At 65.0% G+C, this 24659-nt stretch carries 24 protein-coding genes, 2 tRNA genes and 1 other RNA gene; 13 read left to right on the top strand and 14 right to left on the bottom strand.

Annotated elements, in window-relative coordinates:
• The first annotated feature begins 23 nt into the window (after window positions 1-23).
• On the top strand, window positions 24-737 hold the full coding sequence (locus QE394_RS18130; RefSeq protein WP_349035187.1) for a DNA alkylation repair protein: 714 nt from the start codon (window positions 24-26) through the stop codon (window positions 735-737).
• Here QE394_RS18130 and mptB read toward each other — a convergent pair.
• Window positions 734-2260: a polyprenol phosphomannose-dependent alpha 1,6 mannosyltransferase MptB gene (mptB, locus tag QE394_RS18125; protein ID WP_349035432.1), complete on the bottom strand. Its 1527-nt coding sequence runs from the start codon at window positions 2258-2260 to the stop codon at window positions 734-736. The genes QE394_RS18130 and mptB overlap by 4 nt on opposite strands.
• 186 nt (window positions 2261-2446) lie before the next feature.
• Here mptB and orn point away from each other — a divergent pair, with 186 nt between their 5' ends.
• From orn to def, 3 genes are all read left to right on the top strand, one after another.
• Window positions 2447-3073: an oligoribonuclease gene (gene orn / locus QE394_RS18120; protein ID WP_082497387.1), complete on the top strand. Its 627-nt coding sequence runs from the start codon at window positions 2447-2449 to the stop codon at window positions 3071-3073.
• Between the two features lie 129 nt (window positions 3074-3202).
• Window positions 3203-3275 (top strand) — tRNA-His (locus QE394_RS18115).
• A 134-nt stretch (window positions 3276-3409) separates the two neighbouring features.
• Window positions 3410-3982, top strand: a complete 573-nt coding sequence (gene def / locus QE394_RS18110) for a peptide deformylase (protein ID WP_261619018.1) — start codon at window positions 3410-3412, stop codon at window positions 3980-3982.
• Between the two features lie 17 nt (window positions 3983-3999).
• Here the strand turns inward: def and QE394_RS18105 are convergent, their stop codons facing one another.
• The 5 genes from QE394_RS18105 to rnpB form a co-directional block, all read right to left on the bottom strand.
• Window positions 4000-4797: an HNH endonuclease family protein gene (locus QE394_RS18105; protein WP_261619017.1), complete on the bottom strand. Its 798-nt coding sequence runs from the start codon at window positions 4795-4797 to the stop codon at window positions 4000-4002.
• Window positions 4798-4910: 113 nt separating this feature from the next.
• Window positions 4911-5120, bottom strand: a complete 210-nt coding sequence (locus tag QE394_RS18100; protein ID WP_056079844.1) for a hypothetical protein — start codon at window positions 5118-5120, stop codon at window positions 4911-4913.
• 75 nt (window positions 5121-5195) lie between these two features.
• Window positions 5196-6674, bottom strand: a complete 1479-nt coding sequence (locus QE394_RS18095) for a glyceraldehyde-3-phosphate dehydrogenase (protein ID WP_082497388.1) — start codon at window positions 6672-6674, stop codon at window positions 5196-5198.
• A gap of 239 nt (window positions 6675-6913) precedes the next feature.
• Window positions 6914-7456, bottom strand: a complete 543-nt coding sequence (locus QE394_RS18090) for a TspO/MBR family protein (RefSeq protein ID WP_261619016.1) — start codon at window positions 7454-7456, stop codon at window positions 6914-6916.
• A gap of 44 nt (window positions 7457-7500) precedes the next feature.
• An RNA gene (rnpB, locus tag QE394_RS18085) (RNase P RNA component class A) lies at window positions 7501-7886 on the bottom strand.
• A gap of 56 nt (window positions 7887-7942) precedes the next feature.
• Here rnpB and QE394_RS18080 point away from each other — a divergent pair.
• The gene (locus tag QE394_RS18080; RefSeq protein WP_056079854.1) at window positions 7943-8707 is read left to right on the top strand and encodes a peroxide stress protein YaaA; all 765 of its coding nucleotides are present in this window, start codon (window positions 7943-7945) and stop codon (window positions 8705-8707) included.
• A gap of 79 nt (window positions 8708-8786) precedes the next feature.
• Here the strand turns inward: QE394_RS18080 and QE394_RS18075 are convergent, their stop codons facing one another.
• Together QE394_RS18075 and QE394_RS18070 are read right to left on the bottom strand one after the other, a co-directional pair.
• Complete coding sequence (locus QE394_RS18075; protein ID WP_056079856.1) at window positions 8787-9524, bottom strand: C4-type zinc ribbon domain-containing protein; 738 nt, start codon at window positions 9522-9524, stop codon at window positions 8787-8789.
• A 104-nt stretch (window positions 9525-9628) separates the two neighbouring features.
• Entirely contained in the window at window positions 9629-10543 is a 915-nt protein-coding gene (locus QE394_RS18070; protein WP_349035431.1) for a Nif3-like dinuclear metal center hexameric protein, read from the bottom strand.
• Between the two features lie 110 nt (window positions 10544-10653).
• On the opposite strand from QE394_RS18070, the gene msrA reads away from it, so the two are divergent.
• The 3 genes from msrA (at window position 10654) to epsC (ending at window position 12804) form a co-directional block, all read left to right on the top strand.
• Window positions 10654-11178: a peptide-methionine (S)-S-oxide reductase MsrA gene (gene msrA, locus QE394_RS18065; RefSeq protein WP_261619014.1), complete on the top strand. Its 525-nt coding sequence runs from the start codon at window positions 10654-10656 to the stop codon at window positions 11176-11178.
• A gap of 64 nt (window positions 11179-11242) precedes the next feature.
• The gene (gene cysK, locus QE394_RS18060) at window positions 11243-12178 is read left to right on the top strand and encodes a cysteine synthase A (RefSeq protein WP_056079866.1); all 936 of its coding nucleotides are present in this window, start codon (window positions 11243-11245) and stop codon (window positions 12176-12178) included.
• A 41-nt stretch (window positions 12179-12219) separates the two neighbouring features.
• Window positions 12220-12804: a serine O-acetyltransferase EpsC gene (gene epsC, locus QE394_RS18055; RefSeq protein ID WP_056079868.1), complete on the top strand. Its 585-nt coding sequence runs from the start codon at window positions 12220-12222 to the stop codon at window positions 12802-12804.
• Window positions 12805-12918: 114 nt separating this feature from the next.
• On the opposite strand, the gene gndA is transcribed toward epsC, so the two are convergent.
• The gene (gndA, locus tag QE394_RS18050; RefSeq protein WP_056079871.1) at window positions 12919-14355 is read right to left on the bottom strand and encodes an NADP-dependent phosphogluconate dehydrogenase; all 1437 of its coding nucleotides are present in this window, start codon (window positions 14353-14355) and stop codon (window positions 12919-12921) included.
• A gap of 202 nt (window positions 14356-14557) precedes the next feature.
• Here gndA and QE394_RS18045 point away from each other — a divergent pair, with 202 nt between their 5' ends.
• Window positions 14558-15283 (top strand): FCD domain-containing protein, encoded by a 726-nt coding sequence (locus tag QE394_RS18045; RefSeq protein WP_056079873.1) that lies wholly within the window; start codon window positions 14558-14560, stop codon window positions 15281-15283.
• Between the two features lie 184 nt (window positions 15284-15467).
• Here QE394_RS18045 and QE394_RS18040 read toward each other — a convergent pair whose 3' ends face one another.
• The 5 genes from QE394_RS18040 to QE394_RS18020 form a co-directional block, all read right to left on the bottom strand.
• Window positions 15468-15758: a hypothetical protein gene (locus QE394_RS18040; RefSeq protein WP_056079985.1), complete on the bottom strand. Its 291-nt coding sequence runs from the start codon at window positions 15756-15758 to the stop codon at window positions 15468-15470.
• Window positions 15759-15880: 122 nt separating this feature from the next.
• Window positions 15881-15956: transfer RNA gene (locus QE394_RS18035), tRNA-Val, on the bottom strand.
• A gap of 114 nt (window positions 15957-16070) precedes the next feature.
• Window positions 16071-16991 carry a Sir2 family NAD-dependent protein deacetylase gene (locus tag QE394_RS18030; RefSeq protein WP_156368388.1) on the bottom strand — a complete coding sequence of 307 codons (921 nt, stop codon included), beginning with the start codon at window positions 16989-16991 and terminating at the stop codon, window positions 16071-16073.
• A 5-nt stretch (window positions 16992-16996) separates the two neighbouring features.
• Window positions 16997-17488: a peroxiredoxin gene (locus tag QE394_RS18025; protein ID WP_056079876.1), complete on the bottom strand. Its 492-nt coding sequence runs from the start codon at window positions 17486-17488 to the stop codon at window positions 16997-16999.
• Entirely contained in the window at window positions 17485-17904 is a 420-nt protein-coding gene (locus QE394_RS18020) for a DUF3052 domain-containing protein (protein ID WP_015937387.1), read from the bottom strand. Before QE394_RS18020 ends, QE394_RS18025 begins: the two co-directional genes overlap by 4 nt.
• 427 nt (window positions 17905-18331) lie before the next feature.
• On the opposite strand from QE394_RS18020, the gene aceE reads away from it, so the two are divergent.
• The 4 genes from aceE to QE394_RS18000 all read left to right on the top strand — a co-directional run bounded on the left by aceE (window position 18332) and on the right by QE394_RS18000 (window position 24619).
• Entirely contained in the window at window positions 18332-21073 is a 2742-nt protein-coding gene (gene aceE / locus QE394_RS18015) for a pyruvate dehydrogenase (acetyl-transferring), homodimeric type (protein ID WP_349035186.1), read from the top strand.
• 213 nt (window positions 21074-21286) lie between these two features.
• Window positions 21287-22543, top strand: coding sequence for a helix-turn-helix domain-containing protein (locus tag QE394_RS18010; RefSeq protein ID WP_349035185.1), 1257 nt, complete (start codon window positions 21287-21289; stop codon window positions 22541-22543).
• Window positions 22544-22631: 88 nt separating this feature from the next.
• Entirely contained in the window at window positions 22632-23561 is a 930-nt protein-coding gene (locus QE394_RS18005; RefSeq protein WP_200937956.1) for an ACP S-malonyltransferase, read from the top strand.
• Window positions 23558-24619 (top strand): beta-ketoacyl-ACP synthase III, encoded by a 1062-nt coding sequence (locus tag QE394_RS18000; RefSeq protein WP_349035184.1) that lies wholly within the window; start codon window positions 23558-23560, stop codon window positions 24617-24619. The genes QE394_RS18005 and QE394_RS18000 overlap by 4 nt, the downstream gene beginning before the upstream one ends.
• Window positions 24620-24659 lie beyond the last annotated feature (40 nt).

The following is a 24659-nucleotide window of genomic DNA, read 5'->3' as shown; positions in this document are numbered from 1 at the left end:
CCGGCGCTGGCTAAGGTTGCCTCATGGAAAGCCCAGCAACTTCCAACACCGAGGTGCTCGCCACAATCCGGTCTGAGCTGCGGGAACATGCCGATCCCGCGCGGGCAGCGGGCGCCCAGGCATATATGAGGTCGAGCCTTCCTTCGCTGGGAGTCCGGGTGCCGGAAGTTCGCCGGATCGCGAAGGACGCGGCTGCCGCGGCGCCGTTCCGGTCCGGGGAGGAACTGCGTGCCACCGTCCTCGATCTGTGGCGCCACTCCGAGGTGCGCGAGGAGCGGTACGCTGCCATTGATTTGACCGCGAACAGGATGGTGTCCCGGGACCTGCACATGCTGCCGGTCTACGAGGAAATCATCCGTACCGGCGCCTGGTGGGACTTCGTGGATGGCGTTTCTGGGCGCACCTTCGGCCTGCTTCAGGCCCACCGCGAGGAAATGACTGCGGTGCTGCGCGCTTGGAGCACCGATGAGGACTTCTGGTTCAGGCGGGCCTCCATCATCGCCCAACTGAAGGCTAAGGCCGCCACGGACACCGCACTGCTGGCCGCGGTGATCGAACCAAACCTGGGAGACGGAGAATTTTTCGTCCGGAAGGCCATCGGATGGGCGCTGCGGGAGTACGCCAAAACCTCACCGGACTGGGTGGCGGCCTTCGTGGCTAAGCACTCGGCCGTCATCAGCCCCCTGTCGCGGCGGGAAGCCCTGCGAAGGCTCAATGGCCGGGCTGCGCGCCGCTAAATGACCGGGCGTACAACAACCAGGTCGCCGGTCTTGCGGAACAGCCGTTTCGTCGAGGGATCCCAGAAGATCAGGTAGAGGCCGAACAGCAGGCCTGTCACAGCCGCCGCGACCCGGGCCAGGGTCAACGCGAAGCCCAGGTCATCGGCCTGGAGGTAGGGGAAGACTTCAAGCTGGTCCGAGATGGCGTAGATCATGAAGAAAGACACCACAAAATAGAGCGCCTTGACCTGCCAGTCGTTGCGGATGCCGGTGACCGCAAAGAGCGGAATGAGCCACACCACGTACCAGGACTGGATGATGGGGGCCAACAGGACGATGGCGGCGAATCCGAGCGTAAGCCGCCGCATCAGCCGGTCATAGTCGCCCCGCAAAATCAGCCAGGCCACGATGCCCACCGCCAGGAGCTTTCCGGCGTCGAACACCCACCCTGCGAAGACACTGCCGTCCAGGCCAAACGAATTCGCCAGCGAGGCCACGATCATCCCGACCAGGCCCACCGGGGCGTACCAGATGGCGATGCTGCCGGGGGCCGAGAGCCCATTGATCCACCCGAACCCGAACCCATTCACCAGGCCCATCAGAACCAGGAGGCCCAGGCTGATGCCGGCCGTCAGCGCCCAAAAGGAAAACTTGCGGACCCAGCCGGCATTCTGCCCGGCCCAGAGCAGGCCGATGAAGGGCAGGAAGACTATCGTGATGGGCTTGACCGCGATGGACAGCGTTACCAGGACAATGCCGCGCACCACCCGGTGCGTGGCGCAGTAATACAGGCCGGCGAGGGCCAGGCCGATCATGAGGGAATCGTTGTGGACGCTGGCGATGAAGTTGGTCAGGAACAGCGGGTTGGCCGCCGTCAGCCACAGCGCCCGGTGCGGGTTGACGCCGTGCAGTTCGGCCAGTTTCGGCACGTAGATGACGCACAGCACCACCCCCGCTACCGCCACCAGCCGGAACAGCATCACGCTGGCTTCGGGCTGGACATTGGTTGACCAGACCACGAACTGCTCGATCCACAGGAACAGCTGGCCGTACGGAACCGGCGCTTCGGTCCACATTTTGTCGGCGCCCAGCTGGAAATAGTTCGACAGGGCTGAGATGCCGTTCTCGTAGGGGTTGAACCCTTCAACCATGAGGCGGCCCTGGCCGATGTAGGCATAAACGTCCCGGCTGAACAGCGGGACACACACCACCATGGGCAGGCCCCATGCCAGGATCGCCTTGAGCGTGGCGCTGCGCGCCTGCGCTCCCCACACGTGGACTTTCTGGCCAAGCCGCAGCCAGGCCCGCACCAGGAGCATGCCGCCGACGGCCAGGAGGATGATGGACAGTGCCACCCCGGCGGCCTCGGCGCGCATCCAGATGAACAGGGGCATCCTGCGCAGTTCGGAGACGGGCGCCAGCCAGCCGACCCCCAGGGATCCGACCAGCATGAACATGGAGCCAACGAAGCCTGCAAGGATCGGCGACCGCGGATCGTCCATCTCGGCACCGCCGTTGACGGCCGGGGCGGCGGCAGCCATTCCGCCCGCCGCGGGCAAAGGCGCCGTCATATCAGGGTTGTCCAATCTTCGTGCGTTTTCGCAGGCCGCGCCCACAGGCCGCCGGGCCTGTCCGGGGCGCGTTTCCACACAGCGGGGTGACTCGCCACGTATTCGAAAATCCTAGCACCGGCCGGTTGGCAGGAGGTGTAACGGTAGGCTGGTCCGGTGCCTATAACAAACGAAAGAATCGTCTGGATTGACTGCGAAATGACCGGTCTGGACATCAAGAACGACGCCCTGATCGAGGTGGCCGCGCTGGTCACCGACTCCGAGTTGAACATCCTCGGCGAGGGGGTCGACGTCGTCATCAAACCCGATGACGCCGCCGTCGCGCAGATGAACGACTTTGTCCGGGACATGCACACCAAATCCGGGCTCCTCAAGGAACTGCCGGCGGGCAAGACGATGGCCGAGGCAGAAACGGCAGTGATGGAGTACATCGCCGAATGGGTGCCGGAGCCGCGGAAGGCACCGCTGGGCGGCAACTCGGTGGGAACAGACCGGGTCTTCCTGTCCAGGGATATGCCCGCCATCGTGGAGCACCTGCACTACCGCGTGATCGACGTCAGCACCATCAAGGAACTGTCCCGCCGCTGGTTCGCCCGCGCGTACTTCCAGTCCCCGGCCAAGAAGGGCGGCCACCGCGCCCTGGGTGACATCCGGGACTCCATCGACGAACTCCGCTACTACCGGGACGCAGTCTTCGTACCGGCGCCCGGCCCGGACAGCTCAACGGCGCAAAAGATCGCACGGCGGATTACCAGCCCTGAGGCTGGCCTGCCCGAAAAGTAATCTGCGCCACACTTTCAGGATTTTTGGCTGAAAACGCCAAAAGTGCACGAAGCATCCCCAAAGAGCAGGTAAGCTATTTGAGTTGCCTTTCCAGAGGGCCGGGAAGCCGGTCACACTGCGGGGCACATGGTGGGCTTAGCTCAGTTGGCAGAGCGCCTGGTTGTGGTCCAGGAGGTCGCGGGTTCAACCCCCGTAGCTCACCCTCAGAGGGCGGCATTGCAGCCGCCCAAAGGAGGCCGCATCGGATTTTTCCGGTGCGGCCTCCTTTGTTTTTCACTATTTTTTGCATCACCGCCCTGCGCCCGCTGCGGGGCCGCAAGCCGAAGGACAGCGAAGATGACCGTTTTGCCCATCACCATCTGGGGCGAACCCGTGCTGCACCGCCGGGCTTCCGAAGTGGAAGTTTTCGACGACGAACTGCGCACCCTGATTGCGGACATGTTTGAGACGAACGATGCCGCCAACGGCGTGGGGCTGGCAGCACCGCAGGTAGGGGTGGGCAAGAGGATCTTCGTCTACAAGTACGCGAACGACGACGACGCACCCGCCAGCGGCGTTTTGGTCAACCCTGTGCTCACGCTGTCAAAGATCTCCGGAGCTGCTCCCGACCCCGATGAGGAAGAGGAAGGGTGCCTGTCGTTTCCCGGCGACCAGTACCCGCTCAAGCGCGCCGAGTGGGCACGGGTGGAAGGTTTTGACGGCAACGGCGAGCCCGTGAAGTTCGAGGCCACCGGATGGTTTGCCAGGGTCATCCAGCATGAATACGACCACCTGGACGGCAAACTGTACGTCAACCGACTGATGGACAGGTATGCCCGCAAGGCCAGGAAGACGGCAAAGAAGAACGGTTGGGGCGTTCCCGGCCTGACTTGGCTGCCGGGCGTGGACCCGGACCCGTTCGGGCACTGACCAGCCGGTGACCTGGCTCAGGGTGCCCTGATGGTCTGCTGGCCGGGGCACGAGCCCAGGACCCGCTTCATCGCGTCCTTCTCGGCCTCCGTCACCCACAGCCCGTACGCCGCTTTGACGGACACCTGCCGGGCTACGTAGTGGCACCTGATGGACTTGTTCTTCGGAAGCCAGGTTGCGGCGTCGCCCGCGCCCTTTTGCTGGTTGCTCGGGCCGTCTGCGGCGATCAGATTCAGGGGATCATTCGCCAGGTCTTGCCGCTGGCGCGGGGTCAGGGCCTGGGCGCCCTTCTGCCAGGCGTCGGAGAGGGCCACCACGTGATCGATCTGGACGGCGGCGCTGCTGTCCTGGCCGCGGCGGAACTCGATGGGCTTTCCCGTATAGGGCTCCTGGAAGTGTCCTGCGGAGATGCGGCACTTCGAGCCTTCCGCAAAGACAGCGCCGGCCAGGTCCCGGCGGAGGATGTCATTACGCGTGTCGCAGCCGTTGCGGTCAACGTCGAGCCAGGCCTGCCCGAAAGCCTCGCGGCTGTAGTTGTCCTTGCCTGCCCGGCCCTTGACGGGGAGTGCTTCCAACACGTCCGCAGCTAAGCCCCGGGGGACTTCATGGACCGCTGCCACCGGTTTCATCCACGCGGCATCAAATACGGGAGCCGCTGTGGGGCCGTCCGCCGCAGGGGCGGCAATCTCAAACTGCCCCGCTGTGAAAAACCAGCCCAGTAGCCCCAGGGCAGCGACACCGCCCACTGCCAGCAGTGCCCAGGCCTGCCGGGAACGGCGTCGCGCCCGCCGGTAGGCGGACCAACTGACGGTCACTGGACGGCATTTCGGAGGTGGGGTTGGAGCACCACCTGAGCCTAGGTCACAGGGAACCGCCGCCCATGGATATCCACAGTGTGCAGGACGAGTGATGGGTCACGGCGTCACCGCTACAACTCCCGTGACACCCTCCGGAGGTCCTCCTCGGCGACGGCCAGCAAACTTTCAAGCTGCTGCACCCGTTCAGCGGTGACGTCGCCCGAGGCATGGGCGGCCTTGGCGCCGTCCAGCAGCCGGAGCGCTTCCTTGTGATTGGCCTTCGCTACGTCAAATGCGTGTTCCAGCGTGGTTTCGTGCTCAAGGGCCTGATCGTTTTCCATTCCCCAAGTGTGGGCCCGATTCCCGGCTGATTCCAGAGAACCAGCCGGGAATTCACCCAAAAGGAAGAGGAAAGGTCAGACGGCGATGGCCGCCAGGGCCTTGGCGCTCTCCTTGGCAGGGAACGACGGCGGGTTCACGCCGGCCATTTCTTCCATGACCCGGACCACCTGGCAGCTGTAGCCGAATTCGTTGTCGTACCAGACATAGACCACCAGGTTCTTATCGGTGGAGACCGTAGCGAGTCCGTCGACGATGCCGGCACGGCGGGAACCGACGAAGTCGGTGGAGACGACTTCAGGCGAATCGATGTAGTCGATCTGCTTGCGCAGGTCCGAGTGCAGCGACATCTCGCGGAGGTAGTTGTTGACCTCGTCCTTGGTGGTCCCGTTTTCCAGGCTCAGGTTCAGGATGGCCAGCGACACATCCGGGGTAGGGACGCGGATGGAGCTGCCGGTGAGCTTGCCGAGCAGCTCGGGCAGGGCCTTGGCAACTGCCTTCGCGGCTCCGGTTTCGGTGATGACCATGTTCAGGGCAGCGGACCGGCCCCGGCGGTCGCCCTTGTGGAAGTTATCGATCAGGTTCTGGTCGTTGGTGAACGAGTGGACCGTCTCAACGTGGCCGTGGATCACGCCGAACTTGTCGTTGAGGGCCTTCAGCACCGGGGTGATGGCGTTCGTGGTGCAGGACGCCGCAGAGACGATCGTGTCCGTGTCCTCGATGGTGCCGTGGTTGATGCCGTGGACGATGTTCTTCAGCTCGCCCTTGCCAGGTGCGGTGAGCAGGACGCGGGCGGCGCCCTTGCTCTGCAGGTGCTGGGAGAGGCCTTCGGCGTCGCGCCAGCGGCCGGTGTTGTCCACCACCAGGGCGTTGTTGATGCCGTAGGCGGTGTAGTCAATGGTGGCGGGATCGTTCGAGTAGATGACCTGGATCCGGACGCCGTTTGCCGTGATGGTGTTGGCCTCCTCGTCGACGCGGATGGTGCCTTCGAAGGAGCCGTGCACGGAGTCGCGGCGCAACAGGCTGGCGCGCTTCAGCAGGTCGTTGTCGGAGCCACGGCGGACCACGATGGCGCGCAGGCGCAGGCCGTGGCCGCCACCGGCCTTTTCGACCAGCAGGCGGGCGAGGAGCCGGCCAATGCGTCCGAAACCGTAGAGGACGACGTCGGTGCTGGTGCGGTCGTCGCCGCCCCGCTTGCCCACGACGTCGGCCAGCTCGGCGCGGAGGAACTCTTCAAGGGTGGCGCCGTTGCCCTCTTCCTTGAACTTCTGGTTGAGCCGGGCAATGTCGATGGCCGCGGCGCCGAGCTCCAGCCCGGCAAGGGTGTTCAGCAGGGGTGCGGTCTCCTCCAGGAGGAGTTCGTCCTTGCTCATCCGGCGGGCGAAACGGTGTGCCTTGAGGATGTTCATGGTGGACTTGTTGATCAGGCTCCGGCCATGGATGCTCGTGACCACGTTGTTTTCGCGGTACAGCCGGCCGATCACCGGAATCATGGCCTCGGCGAGGGCCTCGCGGCCCATCCACGTATCAAGACAAGAATCTGACGTCTGGCTCACAGAAATACCTTCCTCGGTTCAGCCGCATACGTCCTCGTATGCGGTTGTAGGCCACCTGATGATGTCCAGGGGCATCCACGCCTGCGGGGTTCGGCCCCCAGGCGCCTGGATCGTGTGCAAAGAAAAACCGCCGGATGCGAACGCAATTCCAGCGGAAGAACCCCTACGTCCGGAATCCATTCTAATTTGGCGCGGCCCGGGGAACAGGCCCGCCGGGCGTGAAATCACTCACACGGCGTTCAGTTGTGAAGTGCGGCGTAGAGGTTGAGGCTGCAGGAGAAGACCACCCAGGAGAAGTAGGGCAGCACCAGCAGCCCGGCCAGGCCGTTCACCGGGCCAAACCGCAGGATCAGGAACACCAGGCATCCTGCCAGTCCGGTGAGGACCACCAGTGCGGCCCAAAGGGCGGCCGGGCCCAGCAGCGGGTAAAGGCCGAAGTAGCTCAGCGGCCAGGCGGCATTGAGCACCAGCTGGATCAGGTAGCCGGCCATGGTGCCGCCGGTGAGCGCCCCTTTCCGCCAGACCAGCCAGGCGGCAACGGCGATGCTGGCGTACAGCAGCAGCCACACGGAGCGGAACATCCACTGCGGCGGCATCCAGGGTGCCTGCACGGAGGCCGCGAACCAGCCGTGCATGTTCAGCAGGATCGGAACCGTGGCCAATGCCCAGGCCGTGACGGAGAGGGCAAGGAAGGCCAGCAGGCCCAGGACCTGCGTGGGCAGGTTGCGGGTCTGGGGTCCGGCGGGTCGGCCGGCCGGCTGCGGATCGGTATTTGCGGGCACGGTTCAGGATCCCCAACACATCTTCCAAGGTCAAACCAGTTGTGCGGATGGGACAGCCGGTACGCCGGGTTCTGTTCCCCCGTGCCGTTGCCGGCACTGGGGCGACGGCCATCCATCTACGGGTACCGTTGCCGGCACCCTCTAGCGGCCTACCCGGACACTCGGGCGGGCAGCCCTCAAACGTGCCCTGTCTGGCCTTGCTCCGGGTGGGGTTTACCTAGCCTTCCCGGTCGCCCGGGAAGCTGGTGGTCTCTTACACCACCGTTTCACCCTTACCTGCTGCTTTCCGAAAACGGAAAAAGCAGGCGGTCTGTTCTCTGTGGCACTTGCCTGCGGGTTACCCCGAGTGGGCGTTACCCACCACCCTGCCCTGTGGAGCCCGGACGTTCCTCGAGCCACTTTCGTGACGCGCGGCCGCCTGGCTGTCCCATCCGCTTCCAGTCTACCGGCGCCGGCGGCTGCTGGTGCCGCCGGTAGGATCGGACGGTGCTGATTCTGCTCCCCCCTTCAGAAGGCAAGACCCCCGCGCTCAACGGTGCCGCCGTCGATTGGTCGTCTTTGGGCTTTCCCGGCCTCAACCCTGCGCGGGCGAAGGTACTGGAGGCGCTGGGAACCGTCAGTGCCCACGAGGACGCCCTCGACCTCCTGGGCGTGGGCGCATCGCTGCATGACGACGTCGTACGCAACACGCGGCTGCACGCTGAACCGGCGGCCCCTGCGCACCGCATCTACTCCGGCGTCCTTTACGATGCCCTTGGTTACCGGACCATGACGCCGGCGCAGCGGCGCAAGGCTGATGAGTCGGTGCTGGTGGTATCGGCCCTGTGGGGCGCCATCCGCTTCGGCGACTCTGTGCCCGCCTACCGGCTGTCGATGGGGACGGCGCTGCCCGACGTCGGACGCCTCGCCACGTTCTGGAAGCCGCAGCTTTCCGAGGCTCTCGCCTCCGTCGTGGGGGACCAACTGCTGGTGGACTGCCGGTCCAGCACCTACGCGGCAGCGTGGGCTCCGCCGGCAGGACAGACGGTGTCCGTGAACGTCTTCACCGAAGCCGGGGGTGTCCGGAAAGTCGTGAGCCACTTTGCCAAGCACACCCGCGGCGAGCTGGCCCGGCACCTGCTCTCGCGCCGCGGCAAAGCGCCCTCAACGCCTGCCGGCCTCCTGAAGGCCGCACAGGAGCGGTGGACTGCGGAGCTCGTGCCCGGAACTGCCCGGAAGCCGCATGCGCTGAACGTCATCCTGCCGGGCTGAGGCTCCCCTGCCCGGTCCAACCCGCAGCGCCACATGCCTTTTTAGCCCCCACCGTGGCGCCAGCTGCTGCATGACCCGGTCAGGCCCACTCCTCCGAGCGGACCAGGATGGCACCTGAGTCGGGGCAAAAGACGATGTCGTCACCGGAAGCGGCGGTGATCTCCGCGAGGTCGCCGGGGCTGAGCTTCATGCCTGAGGCCTCCGATGTGCCGTGGAACAGACGGGCAGCGCCGACGCCGCGTTTGGCCAGGGTCTTCTCATAAATGGCCAGCATCCCGGCGTCCAGTCCGGCGGCGAACTCATTGCGCCTGCCCCGCACGTCTGCAGCCTCCGCGTCGACTGCGGCGAGTTCCTTGTCCAGCTCCGCACGAATGCTGCCGAATGAGCCCTGGATATCGTCCACGATCTGCTGCTGCGCAGACTGCCGCTCACGGAGCGTGTCCAGGCGTTCCAGGACTTCCAACTCCACGTCTTCGAGGTCCGAACGCCTTCTGTTGAGCGAGGCGATGTCCTTCTGGAGTGCCACCAGGTCCTTGGACAGGCCGGTCCCGCTGTTCAGGCGCGCTTCGTCGCGCTCAATGCGTGTGGCCACCTGCTCGACGTCCGCCTCGGCCCGCTTCAGCTCGGCTTCGGCGTCGTGCACGGCAACTTTCGCGGCACCGAGTTCGCCGCTGGCCACGGAGAGGGCAGCTTCAAGGTCTTTGATCCGGGGATCATTTTCCAGCGAACGGCGGCGGCTGGCCAGGGCTTTGAGCTTTGCATCCAGGCCTTGCAGGTCGAGCAACTTGATCTGTTCCGCCGGTGCTGCCTTTGCCACTGTTACCTCCGCTTGATCCCTCCGGCCGGGGCCGGGCACCTTACCGGCGCTTCCTCGACTCTAGCGCCTGGCCCGCTTCCCTGCCTGGCCGGATACGCGAAAGGTCAGCCCGGAGTAAGGATGAAGTCCCACGGATCGCTGTTAGTGGCGCTGACCTGGATTTCGACGTCGTGCCCCTGGTCGGCGAGGACGTTGCCCAGGGCGGCCGCGGCGGCCGGCAGCCAGAGCCATTCGCTGGCGAAGTGGGACACATCCACGAGGTAGGGACGTCCGTTCAGCGCGGCTTCCCGCGCCTCCGATGCCGGGTGGTGCCGGAGGTCGGCCGTGACGTAGACGTCGGCATTGCTGGCCCGGACTTCGTTGAACAGTGAGTCGCCCGCGCCGCCGCACACAGCGATCCGCCGGACCAGGCCGTCCTTGTCACCGGAGACGCGCACTCCCCCGGCTACGGATGGCAGGATACCGAATACCCTGGCCGCGAAATCACCCAGGGTCATGGCGTCCTCGAGGTCCCCTACGCGCCCGATTCCCTCCTCCGGCAACCCGTTGGCCGCCAGCGTCAGCGGGGCGACGTCCTGGAGGCCCAGCGCGTCGGCCAGCACATCAGACACACCCCCGACGGCGGAATCACCGTTTGTATGGACGGTCAGCAGGGCGGTTCCGGACTCGATCAGCCGGTGGACCGCCCGGCCTTTGGGAGTCGTGGCCGCAACGGACGTGACGCCTTTGAGAAGCAACGGATGATGGGTGATCAGGAGCTCTGCACCCCATTCGACCGCTTCCTCGATCACCTCCAGCGTGGGATCGACGGCGAACATCACCTTGGTGACCGGCGCCGCCGGATGGCCCGCCACGAGGCCAACCTCGTCCCAGCCTTCGGCCAGGGATTCAGGCCACAGTTCCTCCACCGCGAGCAGCAGGTCGCCGAGGGTGGGAGCCCCGTCCGGCTCGTCCCCGGCCTGCCCGGCGAAGGGGGCGTCGCCGTCGTGCTCGTCCGGACCGGTAACGTCGGTGTCCACAGGTTCCATAGTCTTAGTTTTACCCCATCGCCCGGCAGGCGCAGGCATGCCACCGGTGCGACGCGGGATGCGCGGGGAATCATCCGGCGCTGCCAACCATTGAAGAGGTCATGAAAACTTTTGTTCTTGGCGGAGGCTGCTTCTGGTGCCTCGACGCCGTCTACCAGAAAACCAAGGGTGTCACGGCGGTGGTGTCCGGCTATACGGGCGGCCACGATCCGTACCCTGACTACTACTCAGTCTGCAGCGGAACCACCGGTCACGCCGAAGTGGTGGCCGTGACCTTCGACGAGGATGTCATCCCTGCCGAGGTGGTGCTTGACATGTTTTTCGCCCTTCACGACCCCACCACGCTGAACCGGCAGGGCTACGACGTGGGGACCCAGTACCGCTCCTCGATGTTCTACGAAACCACCGAAGAGAAGATCCTCTTCGAGGAGGCCATCGACCGGAACCAGGCCCTGTGGAGCCACCCGATCGTCACCGAGGTCAGCCGCCTCCCCCGGTTCCACGTTGCCGAGGAGTTCCACCAGGACTACTACGCAAAACATCCCGAGCAGGGCTACTGCCAGGTCATCATCAACCCCAAACTCGCCAAGGCCAGGAAATATTACTCTGCATGGCTTAACGCTTAGCCAGCATTACGCGGCCTCGTTAGGCTGACCTCAGTATTCACCCCTCAGAGATAGGCGTATCTACATGGCACGGATTTATGACGACGTAACGCAGTTGGTAGGCCGCACCCCGCTGGTCAGGCTGAACCGGCTCAGCGAGGGGCTGGGTGCAACCGTTGCCGTAAAGCTTGAGTTCTACAACCCGGCCAACAGTGTGAAGGACCGCATCGGTGTAGCCATCATCGACGCTGCCGAAAAGTCCGGTGCGCTGAAGCCGGGCGGCACGATCGTGGAAGGCACCTCCGGCAACACCGGAATCGCCCTTGCCATGGTGGGTGCAGCCCGCGGCTACAAGGTCATCCTCACCATGCCCGAAACCATGTCCACGGAACGCCGTGTGATGCTCCGCGCTTTCGGTGCCGAAATCGTCTTGACGCCTGGCTCCGAGGGCATGCGCGGTGCCGTGGAAAAGGCCCAGGAAATCGTGGCCAACACCGAAAACTCCATCTGGGCACAGCAGTTCGCCAACGAGGCCAACCCCCAAGTCCACCGCGACACCACGGCCGAGGAAATCTGGGCCGACACCGACGGCGAGGTTGACATCTTCGTTGCCGGCATCGGCACCGGCGGCACCATTACCGGCGTCGGCCAGGTCCTCAAGGAACGCAAGCCCGGCGTCCAGATCGTGGCAATCGAGCCCAAGGACTCCCCCATCCTTAACGGCGGCGCGCCCGGCCCGCACAAAATCCAGGGCCTGGGTGCCAACTTCATTCCCGAACTGCTGGACACCAACGTTTACGACGAGGTGCTGGACGCAACTCTTGAGGACTCCGTCCGCGTTGCCCGCGAACTTGGCGTCAAGGAAGGCATCCTGGGCGGTATCTCGTCCGGTGCCATCGTCTGGGGCGCCCTGGAGCTGGCTAAGCGCCCGGAAAACGCCGGCAAGCTGATTGTTGCCATCGTCTGCGATTTCGGTGAGCGTTACATCTCCACCGTTCTCTATGACGACATCCGCGGCTGATCAGACCGCGCAGTTCGCCCGTTTCCTGTAGAAAGAACTTTGTGGGCTTTTTCGCAAGACTAAAAGAGGACCTCGACGCCGCCCGGTCGCACGACCCGGCGGCTCGGGGTTCCCTCGAAAACTTTTTCGCTTATTCCGGCCTGCACGCCATCTGGATCCACCGGCTGACACACCGCCTGTGGCAGAAGCCGGCGCTGCGTTTTCCTGCCCGGCTCATTTCACAGCTGGGCAGGTTTACCACCGGAATCGAGATCCATCCCGGCGCCACCATCGGCCGCCGGTTCTTTATCGATCACGGCATGGGCGTGGTCATCGGCGAAACCGCCGAGATCGGCGAGGACGTCATGATCTACCACGGCGTCACGCTGGGCGGCCGTTCGCTGGCCCGGATTAAGCGTCACCCCACCATCGGTGACCGCGTGACCATCGGGGCCGGCGCTAAGATCCTCGGCCCCATTACCATCGGCCGGGACAGCGCTGTGGGCGCCAACGCAGTGGTGGTCAAGGACGCTCCGCCGGAGTCGATCGTGACCGGCGTGCCTGCCAAATGGCGGCACCGTGACGCGCAGCGGGAGACCAAACCCGCAGTCGACCCCGCCGAGTACGATATCGAATACCGCATCTGACGCCCGGCCGGGGTGCCGAGCGAACCTGGACGCACCGCGGCCGGGCAACGCAAAAGGCGGGCAGTTCCAGGAATTTCCGGGAACTGCCCGCCTTCTGCGTTGTATCGGTGGACGCTAGTGGGTGTCTACCGCTTCGATCTCGGACTTGTCTTCGCCCCAGAGCGTGTGGAACGTGCCTTCGGCGTCCACGCGGCCGTAGGTGTGGGCACCGAACAGGTCACGCTGGCCCTGGATGAGGGCGGCAGCGACGCGCTTGCGGCGCAGGCCGTCGTAGTAGGCCAGCGAGGACGAGAACACGGGCACCGGGATACCGAGCTGCACGGCAGTGGCCACGACGCGGCGCCAAGCCGGCAGAGCGTCCGCGATGGCCTTGGTGAAGGCCGGGGCAAACAGCAGGTTGGCAGGCTTCTCGTCGGCGGCGTAGGCCTTGGTGATGTCCTTGAGGAGTTCGGCGCGGATGATGCAGCCGGCACGCCACAGCGAGGCGATCTCGTCCAGCTTCAGGTCCCAGCCGTATTCCTTGGCCGACGACGTGAGCATGTCCAGGCCTTGGGCGTAGGAAACGAGCTTGGAAGCGTAGAGCGCCTGGCGGACGTCTTCGACGAAGGTTTCCGGGATTTCAACTGAAGCTTCGTTGCCGGCCAGCAGTTCCTGGCCGAGCTTGCGCTGGCCCGCCTGCGAGGACAATGCACGGGCGAAGACGGATTCGGCGATGCCGGACACCGGCGAGCCCAGTTCCAGCGCGGAGATAACGGTCCAGCGGCCGGTGCCCTTCTGGCCGGCAGCATCCACCACGACGTCGACGAAGGGCTTGCCGGTCTTGGCGTCCACGTGCCCCAGGACCTCAGCAGAAATTTCGATCAGGAAGGAGGACAGGTCTCCCTTGTTCCATTCCGTGAAGATCTTCGACTGTTCGGCCGGCTCGATGCCTGCGCCGGAGCGGAGCAGGTCGAAGGCCTCGCCGATAACCTGCATGTCGGCGTATTCAATGCCGTTGTGGACCATCTTGACGAAGTGGCCGGCGCCGTCGGTGCCAACCCAGGCGCAGCAGGGCTCGCCGTCGACCTTGGCGGAGATCTTCTCGAGCAGGGGCCCGAGGGCCTTGTAGGACTCCTTGGAGCCGCCGGGCATGATGGACGGGCCGTTCAGCGCGCCTTCCTCGCCGCCGGACACGCCAACGCCCACGAAGTGCAGGTCCTTCTTGGCCAGGGCTGCTTCACGCCGGCGGGTGTCCTCGTAGTGCGAGTTGCCGGCGTCAATGATGATGTCGCCAGCTTCGAGAAGCGGCTCAAGCTGCTCGATGACCGAGTCGACCGGCTTGCCGGCCTTGACCATGATCAGGACCCGGCGGGGCTTCTCCAGCGAATCGACGAGCTCCTGGAGAGTCTCGGTGCGGACGAAGTCGCCTTCGCTACCGTACTTTTCCAGCAGGGTGTCCGTCTTTTCCACGGACCGGTTGTGCAGGGCCACGGTGAAGCCGTTGCGGGCCAGGTTGCGTGCCAGGTTGGCGCCCATCACCGCGAGGCCGGTGACACCGATGTGTGCAGACATCAAAACTCCAATTCATTGCGTACGGCGGAAAATGCGGCAGGCCTGCCCGGACGGGCGGCGCTGCGCTGATCAAGCTGTCGGAATAAAGCATATATATTCTTCGGGTCACAGGAAAGTAACGCCCATACAGTGGACCAGACCGGTCCTGCCGCGGTCCATCCCCGGAGCATGGCCGTGCGCTGCTGCGCACTAGGCTTGCAGCATGACAAGCAGCCTGCACCACCGTGCCATCGAAAATCTTGGCACCCGCATCATCTCGGGTGAATTGCCCGCAGGCCACCTCATGCTTGCAGAACAGCTCGAAGTCGAGCTGAAGGTTTCCCGCTCGGTGATCCGGGAAGCTGTCCGTGTGCTGCAGTCCCTGGGGCTGGTGGAGACCACCAAACGGGTGGGTATCCGCGTCCTGCCCGCCAGCCGGTGGAATCCGTTCGATCCACAGGTCATCCGCTGGCGGCTGGCAAGCAGCGCCCGCGGTGCCCAGCTGCGGTCCCTAGCAGAACTCCGCGCGGCCGTTGAGCCTGTGGCGGCTGAGCTGGCGGCCCAGAATGCACCCGCGCCGCTGCGCCTGGAGCTGGTTGACGTTGCCTACGCCATGCGGGACGCCGGCAACAAAGGTGAGGTGCCCCGCTTCCTTGAGCTCGACATCCACTTCCACTCGCTGCTGCTTTCCGGCTCCGGGAACGAGATGTTCGCGAACCTGATGGGTCAGGTGGCCGAGACGCTGACAGGACGTACCGTCCACGGTCTCATGCCCGACCACCCGCACGAAGCCGCCCTGCAGTGGCACGTGGATGTTGCAGAAGCAATCTCGCGGGGCGACGCGGCCGCTGCCCGAGAGGCATCCGACCACATCATGCGCAGGACGATGTCGCAGATGTCCGATTCCTGGACCGAACAGCCACGGGTTTTCATCCCGGTGAAGCGCTGAGCGGCACGGGCGGCAGCAGGTTAGCGCTTTCTTCGCTTCCCCGGCGGCACACAGTCCGGAATGACTTTTTGTTTCCGGAACTTCACTGTATATTCATTTTAGGCCCTCCACCGCGGCATCCCCCAATAGTCGCGGTGGAGGGTTTTCCAATGCCCGGAAGCCCCGCGCTGCCTGTTCTGGCCCCCTAAGCGGCGTCCGCAACGGCATCCCGCAGCCGCCATCCTCCCCCGAGCCCGTCCCGCTCAAGCAGCATGGTGGTCAGCGCTGAGCCAGCGTTGCTTCCCAGGCGTACCTGGACCTGCAAGACCTCTACGTCCACCCTGCTCCGGCCCTTGGGCATCCGGCGGTTGGTCTCCCACCAGTTGACCCGTTCGAACCACCTGACCGGTTCGGCGCCCAGCAGCCACTCCCGCCCCCGGCAAACCACAGATGCAGGTATTCCATTGCCGCCGTCGCGGACTATCACGTGTTCCATGCCCTGTACGTTATGGCGGGGGTCTGACACCGCACTCCGGCCGGACCATGCCGGCATTGTGCCTGCAAAGGGAAAGGAAAAACCCGCCTGCCGTGCTTCGGGAAGCATGGCAGGCGGGTTATTGGTGGGTCCTACCGGGATCGAACCGATGACATCCACGGTGTAAACGTGGCGCTCTACCAGCTGAGCTAAAGACCCTTGCCATTGGATTGCTTTCGATAAGCCGCAAACCAACGAACATAGACTCTACCGGACAGAGGCGGCTAAACGCGAATCGGGATCACGGGCCTGACTTATGGGTATTCCGGCAGGTCAGAGCGGTGGGAGCCGTTCCGCCAACCATTTCAGTGATTCGCTCACGCCGGCCTCAAGCTTGATGGTGGCTTTGTCGTCCCCGCGGGTCTCGCCGCGGTTGATGATCACCACCGGTTTGCCTTCCTTGGCGGCATGGCGGACAAAACGCAGGCCGCTCATGACGGTCAGGGATGAACCGGCCACCACCAGGGCCGCAGCCTCATCCACCATCGCATAGGACCGTTCCACACGGTCCTTCGGCACGTTCTCCCCGAAGTACACGAAGTCCGGTTTCAGTGTCCCGCCGCACGCAGGGCAAACTGCAACGACGAAGCCGCCGATCAGGCCCAGGTCCTCCACCGTGGCGTCCGCGTCCGGGGCCATCTCCACGAGGCCTGATGCCTCGGCCTGCTCCAGGAAACCCGGATTGAGTTCACCCAGCATGCCGGCCAGGAGCCCGCGGGAGTAGGTGCGGCCGCAATCGAGGCAGACCACCTGGTCATACCGGCCGTGGAGGTCCACCACATTGGTGCTTCCTGCGTCCTCATGGAGCCGGTCTACATTCTGCGTAATGAGGCCCGTCAGGTATCCCCGGCGCTCGAGCTCTGCTGCCGCGAGGTGTCCATGGTTGGGGTCGGCATGGCGGAGGTGGGACCAGCCGATGTGGTTCCGTGCCCAGTACCGCTGCCTGTTGGCCGGGTCCCTGACGAACTCCTGGTAGGTCATGGGCGAGCGTGGCGGGGACCCGGGCCCTCGGTAGTCGGGAATCCCGGAATCAGTGCTCAGGCCCGCCCCTGTGAGCAAGGCGAACGGCGCTCCCGACAGGAGGTCGCGGATCAGGCCCAGGACCTCAAGGTCCCGGCTGGATGGGTGCGCCGGTTCGACGCGCGGCATGCTGGCGAACCCGGTGAGTCCCACCCCATGCCGCCCCTTTTCCACTGCTGTCAGGCCTGTTCCAGCCCGGCCAGCGCGGTGCGGTAGGCGGAGAAGTCACGTGCCTGGCCGCGGGGGTTGACCACGGTGTACCGGATGACGCCGCCGGCATCGATGATGAACGTGCCACGCTTGGCCATGCCACTGTCTTCATCGAAGACACCGTAGGCGCGGGCAACGCCGCCGTGTGGCCAGAAGTCAGCGAGCAGGTCGAAGCTGTAGCCTTCCTGCCCGGCGTATGCCCGGAGGCTGAACTTGCTGTCGACGGAGACAGCCACGACGGCGGCATTCGAGTCCTCAAACGAGGCGAGGTTATCCCTGATCTCGCAGAGTTCGCCCGTGCAGATGCCGGAAAAGGCAAACGGGTAGAAGACCAGAACAACGTTCTGGCCGCGGAACGACGATAGCCGGACCGGTTCGCCAAACTGGTTGGAAAGTTCAAAGTCCGGCGCCGGGTCGCCTGCAGCCAGCAGGGTGGTGGCAGCAGCAGGCGCAGGCGTCACTTGTTCTTCCTGCTGACCAGCCTTGTTGCGCTCCAGTCCTTGGAGACCCCGGCCGACGTAGTGACGTGCAGCCCGGCGGTGGGCGCTGCTTCCTGGATGTCGGCAGGCGAGACGTATCCGTCCCGGCCGGACTTCGGCGTCAGGATCCAGACCACACCGCTTTCGCTGAGGGTGGTCAGCGAGTCCATCAGGCTGTCCACCAGGTCACCGTCGCCGTCACGCCACCAGAAAATGACGGCGTCCGCCACTTCATGGTCATCCTCGTCGAGCATGTCTGCGCCGGTGAGGTCCTCGATGTCGTCACGCAAGTCGAAGTCGACGTCGTCGTCGTAACCGAACTCCTGAATCAGATCCCCATTTTTGAAACCCAATTTTTCCGCCACATTTACCGAAGTGGCGGCGTCGGCCTCGCTCACGTGTTCCTCCAATACGTTTGATATGCAGTCTGCATAGTGATTTCCATTACTCCCAAGCCAACACCCTTTGTGCCTGCGCTTCAAGCTGGCATACCCGGAATTGCGCATATTCTGCGTCACACCGGGGCTTTCTGCCTGCGTCGCAGCGGCCCTTCGTCACACAACCAGTATGACGGCGAAATACAACTGTCGCGCCAAAGCCACGGCTACGCATCGGCTTGCCCCGACGGTTAGAGTGGCTGATGACGACTATGCCTGCAGGACAACAACCTTGTAACTCCGTGCAGACGTAGGAGCTCTAGGAACCCTGCCCGGCACACATGACCGGGCTGATGTAACCGATACGTCGCACACGGCGTACGTTTGCCGGGCAGTCACCCTGCCTGGCCTGAGTGCGCCGATCTATGCGCGCAAAGAGAGGTTGGACGTGGCTGCAGGAGAAGATACCTCCCATATCCTCAGCGGGTTGACTGACCAGCTGCCTGATCGTGATCCGGAAGAGACTGCGGAGTGGGTTGAGTCCCTGGATGCGTTGATCCGGGAACAGGGTACCGAGCGTGCCCAGTACATTATGCGGAGCCTGCTGCAGCGTGCGGGCGCGCAGAGTGTCGGGGTGCCGATGGTCACCACCACCGATTACGTGAACACGATCCCCGTGGACCAGGAAGCACCGTTCCCGGGCAACGAAGAGTACGAACGCCGGTACCGGGCGTACATGCGGTGGAACGCCGCGGTCATGGTGCACCGGGCGCAGCGGCCCGAGATCGGGGTGGGCGGGCACATCTCCACCTACGCCGGTGCCGCGACCCTGTACGAGGTCGGCTTCAACCACTTCTTCCGCGGCAAGGACGCCCCCGGCGGCGGGGACCAGGTCTTCTTCCAGGGCCACGCCTCCCCCGGCATGTACGCCCGCGCGTTCATGGAAGGGCGCCTAACCGAGGAGGACCTGGACGGGTTCCGGCAGGAAAAGTCCCGGGCCGGCCACGCCCTGTCCTCCTACCCGCACCCGCGCCTGATGCCGGACTTCTGGGAATTCCCCACCGTGTCCATGGGTATCGGCCCGATGAACGCGATCTACCAGGCCCAGTCCAACCGGTACCTGCACAACCGCGGCCTGAAAAACACGTCCGACCAGCAGGTCTGGGCGTTCCTGGGCGACGGGGAAATGGACGAGCCCGAATCCCGCGGCCTGCTCCAGCTCGCCGCGAACGAGAACCTGGACAACCTGAACTTCGTGATCAACTGCAACCTCCAGCGCCTCGACGGGCCGGTCCGGGGCAACGGGAAGATCATGCAGGAACTCGAAGCGTTCTTCCGCGGCGCGGGCTGGAACGTGATCAAGGTCGTCTGGGGCCGGGAATGGGATGACCTCCTCACCCAGGACACCAACGGGTCCCTGGTGAAGATCATGAATGAAACCCCCGACGGTGACTACCAGACCTACAAGGCCGAATCCGGCGGGTTCGTCCGCGAACACTTCTTCGGCAAGGACCCCGCCACCAAGGACATGGTCGCGGACCTCACCGACGACCAGATCTGGAACCTCAAACGCGGCGGCCACGACTACCGCAAGGTCTACGCAGCCTACAAAGCCGCCACCGAATTCAAGGGCAAACCCACCGTCATCCTCGCCAAAACCGTCAAAGGCTACGGACTCGGACCGCACTTCGAGGGCCGCAACGCGACCCACCAGATGAAGAAGCTGACCCTTGATGACCTGAAGAAGTTCCGCGACCACCTGCGGATCCCGGTCACCGACGAGCAGCTCGAGCAGGACACCTACCGCCCTCCGTACTACCACCCGGGCACGGACGCTCCGGAAATCAAGTACATGATGGAGCGCCGCGCAGCCCTCGGCGGGTCGGTGCCGGAACGCCGTTCCAAGCACGCCGAGATCGTGCTGCCTGAAGCGAAGACCTACGAGGTTGCCAAGCGCGGCTCCGGGAAGCAGCAGGCCGCCACCACCATGGCGTTCGTGCGGCTCCTGAAGGACCTGATGCGGGATAAGAACTTCGGCAAGCACATCGCCCCGATCATCCCGGATGAGGCCCGTACGTTCGGTATGGATGCGTTCTTCCCGACGGCGAAGATCTACAACCCCAAGGGCCAGAACTACCTCTCCGTGGACCGCGACCTGGTCCTGGCCTACAAGGAATCCCCCGCCGGCCAGCTCATCCACCCCGGCATCAACGAAGCCGGCGCCGTGGCAGCCTTCACCGCCGCCGGCACCGCCTACGCCACCCACGGCGTACCCCTCGTCCCGGTCTACGTGTTCTACTCCATGTTCGGCTTCCAACGCACCGGCGACGCCTTCTGGGCCGCAGCAGACCAAATGACCCGCGGCTTCATCATCGGCGCCACCGCAGGACGGACCACCCTCACCGGCGAAGGCCTCCAACACGCCGACGGCCACTCCCCCCTGCTCGCCTCCACCAACCCCGCCGTAGTCACCTATGACCCCGCCTACGGCTACGAAATGGGGCACATCATCCGCGACGGCCTCGAACGCATGTACGGGCCGGACTCGGATGACCGGAACCTGATGTACTACCTCACGGTCTACAACGAGCCGATCGTCCAGCCGGCAGAACCTGCCGAACTCGACGTCGAAGGCGTCATCAAGGGCATTTACCTGCTCGCCCCGGCAAAGATCGACGGCCCCCGCACCCAGATCCTGGCCTCCGGCGTGTCCGTGCCCTGGGCCCTCGAAGCCCAGCGCATCCTTGCCGAAGACTGGTCCGTCTCCGCCGACGTCTGGTCCGTCACCTCCTGGAACGAACTCCGGCGCGACGGCCTCGCCGCCGAAGAAGAAGCCTTCCTCAACCCCGAACAACCCGCCCGGGTCCCGTTCGTCACCCAGCAGCTCGAAGGCGCCACCGGCCCCGTCGTCGCCGTCTCCGACTACATGAAAGCCGTCCCCGACCAGATCCGGCAGTTCGTCCCCAACGAATTCGCCACCCTCGGCGCCGACGGCTTCGGCTTCTCCGACACCCGCGCAGCAGCCCGCCGCTTCTTCAAAAACGACACCCACTCCATCGTGGTGCGTGCCCTGGAGATGCTGGCACGCCGCGGCGAAGTGGATGCCGGCGCCCCGGTCAAGGCGATCGAGAAGTACAAGCTGCTCAACGTCAATGCCGGCACCACCGGCAACACCGGAGGCGAGGCCTGACCTCACCCTCAGGGAGTTCGACCCGATATGCGGACTTCAGCGGTGCTGAAGTGGCATAACTGACCTCGAACTCCTTCCGGCAGCAGCAACGACGGCGGCCCCCGCACCACGCGCGGGGGCCGCCGTCGTCCGTTTCCGGGCACTGGCCGCTGTGACACAGGGCAAAGCGTGTTGTAGCCTTCGCACAAATGGAGCTTGCCGGTTGCTGGCCGTATGCTCGGAGAATGCCAGCACCATCCACGCAGCCCGCGAAGCGTAAACCGTCCCAGCCGAAGGTCACTCCCCGAAAAGTCCGAAACCCTCAAGAAGCTGCGGGCCAACGTGGGCCAGCTCTCCACCACCACCATGCGGCAACTGGAACAGTCGCTGCCTTGGTACAGCCGGCTGAGCGCCGATGAACGGTCGGCGCTGGGCATGGTGGCCCAGAACGGCATCGCCGCGTTCGTCACCTGGTATGAGCGTCCCAGCTCCCCCTCCTGGATCCTGACCGACGTTTTCGGCACCGCTCCCACCGAGCTGACGCGGTCCATCAGCCTGCAAAAGGCGCTGCAGCTCATCCGGATCGTCGTTGAAGTGGTCGAAGACCAGGTGCCGGTCATCGCGCCCGAGGCGGACCAGCCCTCGCTGCGGGAGGCGGTGCTGCGGTATTCGCGCGAAGTGGCTTTCGCCGCAGCCGATGTCTACGCCCGCGCGGCCGAATCCCGGGGTTCCTGGGACACGCGGCTTGAAGCGCTCATTGTCGATGCCATCCTGCGGGGTGAAAACACGGATGCCCTGCGCTCCCGGATCGCAGCGCTCGGCTGGAAGGCGCAGGAGCGTTTCACCGTAATGGTGGGCAATTCCCCCTCTGAGCCCAGCGCCAGCTACGTCAGTGAACTGCGGCGGATGGCGGGCCGGTACGCCGAAGATGCGCTGGTGGGAATCCAGGGGGACCGTCTGATCCTCATCCTCGGCGGCGTCCAGGACCGCGAAACTGCTTATGTGAAGCTCAGCGAAATGTTCGCCCCGGGGCCGGTGGTGTACGGCCCCGAAGCCAGTTCGCTGCTGGAGGCCAGCGGCTCGGCGCAGTCAGCCTTCGCAGGCCTGACGGCGGCACGCGCCTGGCCCTCGGCGCCGCGTCCCGTGGCCGCGGACGACCTCCTTCCCGAGCGTGTCATCTCGGGTGACGACGCGGCCCGCCGCTCCCTCGTCAAGAACATCTACCGGCCCCTCCTGGCCGCTTCCAACGGCCTGGTGGAGACGCTTGGTACGTACCTTGAACTGGGCCATTCGCTTGAGGCCACAGCACGTGAACTCTTCGTCCACGCCAACACAGTGCGGTACCGGTTGAAGCGGGTTTGCGACGTCACCGGGTGGGATCCGCTCCTGCCGCGCGAAGCATTCGTCCTGCAGGCGGCCCTCGTCGTGGGGCGCCTTTCCGGGCCGCCGAAGTCCGCCACGGAGCGGCAGCCGTCCCGGAATCAGACCTGAGGCGTTGTAGACTTCCTACAACCTGACCCCGTGAGGTTGGTGCGGACAAACACCGCTGGACCACACAGTAATTTGGAAAGCTGGTTACGTGCTTGCAATAGTCTGCCCTGGACAGGGCTCACAGACCCCGGGTTTCCTTGCCCCTTGGCTGGAACTGCCCCCGGTGGCAGGCCAGCTGGCCGCCCTCAGCGAGATCGCGGGGATCGACCTGACGGCCCATGGCACCACCTCGGATGAGGAAACCATCAAGGACACTGCCGTTGCGCAGCCCCTGATCGTCGCCGCCGGACTCATCGCAGCTTCCTCGCTTTTCGACGTCGAACTCAGCTCCCTGCCGGTGGTCCTGGCAGGCCACTCCGTTGGCGAAATCACCGCCTCGGCCCTGGCCGGCGTCCTCACCAAGGACGAAGCCATGACGTTTGTCCGCGAACGCGCAAACAGCATGGCAGCAGCCGCTGCCGTCACGCCCACGGGCATGAGCGCCATCGTGGGTGGCGATCCCGCGGAAGTCCTGGCAGCCATTGAGGCTGCCGGCGCCACGCCCGCCAACGTCAACGGGGCAGGCCAGACCGTAGCCGCCGGTACCTTCGAACAGCTCAAGGCCCTGGCGGATAACCCGCCGGCCAAGGCACGGGTCATCCCGCTCAAGGTCGCCGGCGCTTTCCACACGAGCCACATGTCCCCCGCCGTCAGCGCCCTGCAGGCCATTGCGCCGCAGCTGAAGCCGCAGGCCCCCACCGTGCCGCTGCTGTCCAACTACGACGGCGGCGAAGTCACCGACGGTACTGCCGCCGTCGAAAGCCTGATCGCCCAGGTGTCACGGCCGGTGCGCTGGGACCTCTGCATGGAATCCCTGGTCCGGCGCGGCGTCACCGGAGTCATTGAACTGGCCCCGGCCGGTACCCTGGCCGGGCTGGCCAAACGCGGCATGCCCGGCGTTAAGACAGTGGCGGTCAAGACTCCCGATGACCTCTCCGCCGCGCTGGCACTCTTCGCAGAACTGGAGGGCGGCGCATGAGCGTTCCCACGCTGAAGCAGGCTCCCCTGCAGGAGCACACCCGTATCCTGGGACTGGGCGCCCACCGCCCCGATGTCATTGTCACCAACGACGACGTCTGCCAGTGGATCGACTCGTCCGATGAGTGGATCCGCCAGCGCACGGGCATCGTGACGCGGCACCGCGCAGCGGCCGACGTCAGCGTCATCGACATGGCCGAGGGCGCTGCCCGTGAAGCCCTGGCGAAGGCAGGCATCGAAGCCACGGACCTTGACGCTGTCATCGTGTCCACCGTGACGCACCCGTATGCAACCCCGTCAGCGGCTGCGAGCCTTGCGGACCGGCTCGGGGCAACACCCGCGCCCGCCTTCGACATCTCGGCTGCCTGCGCCGGGTACTGCTACGGCATCGCCCAGGCTGACGCGCTCGTCCGCTCCGGGGCCGCAAAGTACGTCCTCGTGGTCGGCGCCGAGAAGCTGTCCGATGTCATCGACAACCGCGAACGCACCATTTCATTCCTCCTCGGCGACGGTGCCGGCGCCGTGGTGATCGGGCCGTCCGACACTCCCGGAATCGCACCCTCCGTCTGGGGCTCGGACGGCAGCAAGTGGGATGCCATTGGCATGACCCGTTCCTTGCTCGATGTCCGGGACCTGGGCATGGCCGCCCGCCAGTCCGATTCCACCGGCGACCTTGCCCTCCTGGAAGAAGCACAGGAGCTCTACCCCACCCTCCGGCAGGACGGCCAGACCGTTTTCCGGTGGGCCGTATGGGAAATGGCCAAGGTTGCCCAGCAGGCCCTGGACGCTGCCGGCGTGGAGGCCGACGACCTGGTGGCCTTCATCCCCCACCAGGCGAACATGCGCATCATCGACGAGATGGTCAAGAAGCTGAAGCTGCCAGAGACGGTTACAGTTGCACGGGACATTGCCGACGCCGGCAACACGTCCGCGGCTTCCATTCCGCTGGCAACCCACCGCCTGCTGCAGGAAAACCCGGAGCTCAGCGGCGGGCTGGCCCTGCAGATCGGCTTCGGTGCGGGCCTGGTTTTCGGCGCACAGGTGGTTGTCCTTCCCTAGCATCGTCCCATCAAAGGGGCCGCATCCGCGGCCTGATCCA

This window comes from Pseudarthrobacter sp. SORGH_AS 212, assembly GCF_030818145.1.
Classification (GTDB): domain Bacteria; phylum Actinomycetota; class Actinomycetes; order Actinomycetales; family Micrococcaceae; genus Arthrobacter.
This window is presented reverse-complemented; position numbering and strand designations above follow the sequence as displayed.